The 5,341-nt window shown below is 62.6% G+C and carries 7 protein-coding genes; 5 read left to right on the top strand and 2 right to left on the bottom strand.

All coding sequences use genetic code 11. The features are described 5' to 3' along the window. A partial coding sequence (locus ACIQ17_RS30330; protein WP_398473176.1) for an NADP-dependent isocitrate dehydrogenase occupies positions 1-712 on the bottom strand: 712 nt, incomplete at its 3' end. Between the two features lie 308 nt (positions 713-1,020). Here ACIQ17_RS30330 and ACIQ17_RS30325 point away from each other — a divergent pair. From ACIQ17_RS30325 to ACIQ17_RS30305, 5 genes are all read left to right on the top strand, one after another. Continuing rightward, entirely contained in the window at positions 1,021-2,235 is a 1,215-nt protein-coding gene (locus tag ACIQ17_RS30325; RefSeq protein WP_398473175.1) for a TrmJ/YjtD family RNA methyltransferase, read from the top strand. A gap of 154 nt (positions 2,236-2,389) precedes the next feature. Further along, the gene (locus ACIQ17_RS30320; protein ID WP_398473174.1) at positions 2,390-3,208 is read left to right on the top strand and encodes an oxaloacetate decarboxylase; all 819 of its coding nucleotides are present in this window, start codon (positions 2,390-2,392) and stop codon (positions 3,206-3,208) included. Positions 3,209-3,270: 62 nt separating this feature from the next. Then, the gene (locus ACIQ17_RS30315; RefSeq protein WP_398473173.1) at positions 3,271-3,540 is read left to right on the top strand and encodes a type II toxin-antitoxin system ParD family antitoxin; all 270 of its coding nucleotides are present in this window, start codon (positions 3,271-3,273) and stop codon (positions 3,538-3,540) included. Between the two features lie 6 nt (positions 3,541-3,546). Next, a complete protein-coding gene (locus tag ACIQ17_RS30310; protein WP_398473172.1) occupies positions 3,547-3,897 on the top strand; it encodes a type II toxin-antitoxin system RelE/ParE family toxin in 351 nt (116 codons plus the stop codon). 607 nt (positions 3,898-4,504) lie between these two features. Further along, positions 4,505-4,861, top strand: a complete 357-nt coding sequence (locus ACIQ17_RS30305) for a hypothetical protein (RefSeq protein WP_398473171.1) — start codon at positions 4,505-4,507, stop codon at positions 4,859-4,861. A 43-nt stretch (positions 4,862-4,904) separates the two neighbouring features. Here the strand turns inward: ACIQ17_RS30305 and ACIQ17_RS30300 are convergent, their stop codons facing one another. Then, positions 4,905-5,159, bottom strand: coding sequence for a hypothetical protein (locus ACIQ17_RS30300; RefSeq protein ID WP_398473170.1), 255 nt, complete (start codon positions 5,157-5,159; stop codon positions 4,905-4,907). Between the last annotated feature and the right edge of the window lie 182 nt (positions 5,160-5,341).

Below are 5,341 nucleotides of genomic sequence, written 5' to 3'. Positions count from 1 at the left end.
CGAACTTTGTCTTGAACTCGTTGTCGTAGATCTCCTGGAATATGTCCTTGAAGCGACCGTCATAGACCTTGAGGATCGTGTTCTTGGTCGACAGGTAGACCGGGACCTTGCGGGTCAGGCCGTAGTTCATCGAGGCGCGGGCGAAGTCGCGGATCGAGTCGTCGAGATTGTACATGCTGAGCGCCACGCCGGCGCCCGGAGCCTGGAACACTTCGCGCTCGATGGTGGTGCCGTCTTCACCGACGAACTTCATCGTCAGCGTGCCCTTACCCGGGAACTTGATGTCGGTGGCCCGGTACTGGTCGCCGAAGGCGTGGCGGCCGATGATGATCGGCTTGGTCCAGCCGGGAACCAGGCGCGGCACGTTGTTGCAGATGATCGGCTCCCGGAAGATGACGCCGCCGAGGATGTTGCGGATGGTGCCGTTCGGCGACTTCCACATCTGCTTGAGGTTGAATTCCTTCACGCGAGCTTCATCGGGGGTGATGGTCGCGCACTTGACGCCGACGCCGTATTTCTTGATGGCGTGGGCCGCATCCACGGTGACCTGGTCGTCGGTCTTGTCGCGGTATTCCATCCCGAGGTCGTAATAGTGCAGGTCGATATCAAGGAAGGGGTTGATCAGCTTGTCCTTGATGTACTGCCAGATGATGCGGGTCATCTCGTCGCCGTCGAGTTCGACGACCGGGTTGGCGACCTTGATCTTTGCCATGTGGTTCGGGCCTTTAGCGCGTTGCGGGAAGGGTTCGTGACGGGGCTATAGCACCCGCCATGGCGAGGCGAAAGCGCGGCCGCTATGCGTAGCCCGGATGGAGCGTAGCGCAATCCGGGGACCGGCTTGCACTCCCCGCAATCCTCCCATAAAGCGCGGCGAGGCTGCGACAGGCGCCGCCGCCACGACATCCAGCTCTGGATTCAGAGTTCCGTACAAACCGCTCAAATCGTTCGAGAAAAACATGGTTACCGAGATCTTGCTCGAAGCGCGAGCCAAGCGTCCGGCCGCAATCAGGAATTGAAGACATGTCCGGCTCCGGCACCGATCGCAGCAAGACCATGAGCGATCTGACAGGCCCTGTGGTCATTCTGGTCGAGCCGCAGCTCGGCGAGAACATCGGCACCGCCGCGCGCGCCATGGGCAATTTCGGCCTGACCCGCCTGCGCCTGGTCAAGCCGCGCGACGGCTGGCCCAATGTCCACGCCCAGCGCGCCGCCTCCGGCGCCGACCACGTCCTCAACGCCGTCGAGATTTTCGACACCGTGGAGGAGGCGGTCGCCGACTGCACCCTCCTTTACGCCACCACCGCCCGCGCCCATGACCAGGCCAAGCCCGTGGTCGCCCCCGAGGCCGCCGCCGCCGAGACCATCGCCCATATCAGGACCGGCGCCACCGCCGGCATCCTGTTCGGCCGCGAGCGTTATGGCCTGCAGAACGAGGAGGTGGCGCTGGCCAACCGGATCATGACCTTCCCGGTCAATCCCGGCTTCTCCTCGCTGAACCTCGCCCAGGCGGTGCTGCTCTGCGGCTATGAATGGTTCAAGCAGGCGACCTCCAACGCGCTGCCTTACGCCATGCCCGAGCGCTCCGAGCGCGCCTCGCAGCACCAGATGGGGACGTTCTTCGACAATCTGGTCGCCGAGCTCGACAAGGTGGAATTCCTCCGCCCGCCGGAAAAGCGCGACACCATGCTGGTGAACCTGCGCAACATCTTTACCCGCATGGAGCCGTCCAAGCAGGACATGCACACGCTGCACGGCGTGGTGATGGCCATCGCCGAGGGCCGCAAGGGCCCGGCCAAGGGCGGCGTGCTCGACGGCGAACAGGCCACGCGCCTGCGCGCGCTGCTGGCCGAACACGGCCGCGGCGCCAAGGAGCACGAGAGCGGCACCGTCCGCGGCCTCGCGCGCATGCTCCGCCGCAACCCCACCGATGCCGAGCGGATCCTGTGGGAGCATCTGCGCTCCGACCGCCGCTTTGCAGGCCAGTTCAAGCGCCAGACCCCGGTGGGCCGCCACATCCCGGATTTCGTCAGTTTCCCCGAGCGCATCGCGGTCGAGCTGGTGAATCCCGACGAGACCGAGGTGATCGTGGCGGACCGCGCCTCCCGCCAGACCTGGCTGGAGGAGCGCGGTTATCGCGTGCTGGCGATCCGTGCGGACGACGTGACGCGGGATATCGCGCCGGAGCTGGACCGGCTGGCGGCGCTGCTGGATAGCGGGATGCCCGGGCAGTGGTGATCGGGAATCGGGTGGCTGTCTGAGCTTCGGCCCAGATAGCCGTCATTGCGAGGAGCCTCTTGGCGACGAAGCAATCCAGACCTTGCTTGTGGCTTCTGGATTGCTTCGTCGCTACGCTCCTCGCAATGACGAATAAAACACCGGGAGACCGCCCATGCCCCTCTCCACCGCCGAGAAGCACGCCCGTTTCCGCAAGCTGCACGAATCCGGCTGTTTCGTCCTGCCCAATCCCTGGGATGTCGGCTCGGCCCGTTATCTCGCCCATTGCGGCTTCAAGGCGCTGGCCTCCACCTCGGCCGGCTATGCCTGGTCCACCGGCCGCCCGGACAACAAGGTCACGGCCGACGATGTCATCGCCCACCTCAAGGACCTCTCCGCCGCCACCGACCTGCCGGTGAATGCCGATTTCGAGAACGGCTTTGCCGACGACCCCGCCGGCGTCGCCGCCAATGTCGCGCGCGCCGCGGCCAGCGGCATCTCGGGCCTGTCCATCGAGAATTCCACCGGCCGCGCGGACCAGCCGCTCTATGACGACCGGCTGGCGGTGGAGCGCATCAAGGCCGCCCGCGCCGCCATCGATGGTGTCGATCCCGCCGTCATGCTGGTGGCGCGCTGCGAAGGTTTTCTGCATGGCGAGCGCGACCTGAAGAAGACCACCGCGCGGCTGGTCGCCTTTGCCGAGGCCGGCGCCGATTGCCTCTATGCGCCCGGCGTCGCCTCGGATGAGGAGATCACCACGCTGGTGACCGCGCTGGGCGGCAAGCCGCTCAATGTGCTCACCATCAAGCCGACCATGACCGTGCAGCATCTGGCCTCGCTCGGCGTGCGTCGAATCTCGGTCGGTGGCGCACTGGCCCGGATGGCCTGGGCCGGCTTCATGCAGGCCGCGCAGGAGATCGCCGGGCAGGGGACATTTACGGCCTTCGCGCATGGGGCGAAGGGCGGGGAGTTGAATAAGCTGTTTGGGAGCTGATCCGGGCGCGCATTGGCAAAAATGCCCGATTACGATAGGCTTCGCCGAGCGGAGATATCGCCATGCCGGTGCGCAACATCCATCTGACGGACGAGCAGGACGCCTTCGTCGAGGAGGTTGTCCGCGCGGGAAAATATGAGGATGCCTCCGAAGCGATGCGCGACGCCGTGCGCGGTTTGCAACATCGCATTCAGGCGGACGAACTGAAGCTCGATCTGCTGCGCACGCAGCTGCAGGCCGGCCTCGACGCGCTGGACAATGGCCGGTTCACCGAAGTGGACGACGCGGATCTCGATGCCGCTCTGGACGATCTCGCCTCTCCCACACGGTGATCGCCCGTGGCACGCTATCGCCTCTCCGGACTGGCGAAAGCGGACATTGCGGCAATCTTGCGCAGCAGTGAAACCATGCACGGTGCCGACGCACGCCTGCGCTATCGCGCACTGCTGACGGCGGCGTTGCGGCGGATCGCAGCGCAACCCACTTCACCCTCAAGCGTCGATTGCAGTGATCTGTTTGCCGGCTTGCGCAGCTATCACATCCGCCACAGCCGCGATCACAGTCGTGAAGCACCGGTTGGGCACCCCGTTCACGTCGTCTTCTATCGTGCAGAAAGCGCTGGTGCGATCATCGAAGTCGTCAGGGTACTTCATGAGCGGATGCTGCCGACGCGGCATATCGGTAGCTGATGGGCTCTTGTGGCCAACGTGCAGCCAACCATGACCGTCCAGCGTCTGGAATCTTTGGGTGTCCGCCGCATCGGCGTCGGCGGCTGACTGGCCTGCATGGCCTGGGCCGGGTTCATGGAAGCCGCGTGGGAGATCGCCAGGCAAGGGACGTTTACGAGCGTTGCGAACGGCGGGGAGTTGAAAAGAGATGGTTGAGCGAGTTTTTCGCGAACTTAGGCACCCGTTGACCTGTGAACAGCGGGTGCAAGTGCCGGCTATCTCTCGCTCCACGCGATTTTTCGAGCGCCCGATTTCGCAGGAATCTCTGATAGTTGGCGGTGTGAGCGGGTGTGCGGAACCCCACGGTTATCCACCCTTTCCACCATATTTAGTATTTGATTCAGGAACCGTCACTAATCCTTGACGGGTAAGATCATGTTGATGAAACTGATCGCTGACGCTGAAACGGAAAAAGCCACCCCGGACGGCAATCCAAGGTGGCCTCTGTCCGATCCAGTCTTGCGCCGATGTGGACCGGTGCAAGCAGGGCGGTGGAAGGACTCGGATTAGACTCCGAGGTCTCGCACTGGTCAAGCCCACTTTGGTGACCCCAGTGTGGAGAAGTGCAATGTCACTCTACCCGGTTAACAGGCCGTATGTGCCGATCTCGTGGATTGGGCAATTGGGAACTCAGTACGAGTTTCAACTCGATCCCATTCGCACGATCTATCGCGACATTCCCGGCGTCTATATTTTCTGCCAAAGCATCGGCGGTAATCTTTGGAAGCCACTATATGTTGGCGAAACAAGCAGTATGCGTCGTCGCCTCACTGATGAGCTTGATGCTCATCACAGTTTTGGTGCGGTCTTACTGAATGGTGCGACACATCTAAGTACACTTCACGTTTCGAGCGGTCTTGCGGAGCGGTTTAGGATCGAAACCGATCTCCGTCACGCGCTACGTCCGTGCTGCAATAGGCAGTAGCCGTACATCGGGCTCGGCCTTCCGCCGGGCCCGGTCTCAAGGCTTAGGAAACTAGCGTTAGATGTGGCGGTCGCTTGAGCGAGCTGGCAATAATATTGAGTAGTGATTCGCCGGCCCAAATTGAAGCGGCCTTGGCGAGCACTTCGAAGGTGCCTTCTGAGACATCTTCCAGCACGACAAAGACGCCGCCGTCGCCGCCCAGGTCATCGAGAGCTTGGTCGTCGAATGTCGCGCGCGAGATTTCCGTAAGCCAAAGCGTTTTCTGATTGTCGATTGCTATCGAAAGGTCTTCTTCCATGGCTTCCTCTCCAGCACTTCACCCGTCAGTTCGCGAACGCGCTGAGCCACGGGTTTCCGCCGCCGCCCTTGCGGAGTATTTGATCCTGCGTCCCAACGCTCAACAGAACATTCTGCATGACAGTAAGTTCTCTAGGCCGCCAATTGTGTCAGCGAATGGCGAGGCGATGCGTGCTCTCCGAG

The sequence above is a fragment of the Tardiphaga sp. genome (assembly GCF_044340795.1).
Lineage (GTDB): Bacteria > Pseudomonadota > Alphaproteobacteria > Rhizobiales > Xanthobacteraceae > Tardiphaga.
The sequence above is the reverse complement of the archived record's forward strand: the minus strand, read 5'-3'. Positions and strand labels throughout refer to the sequence as shown.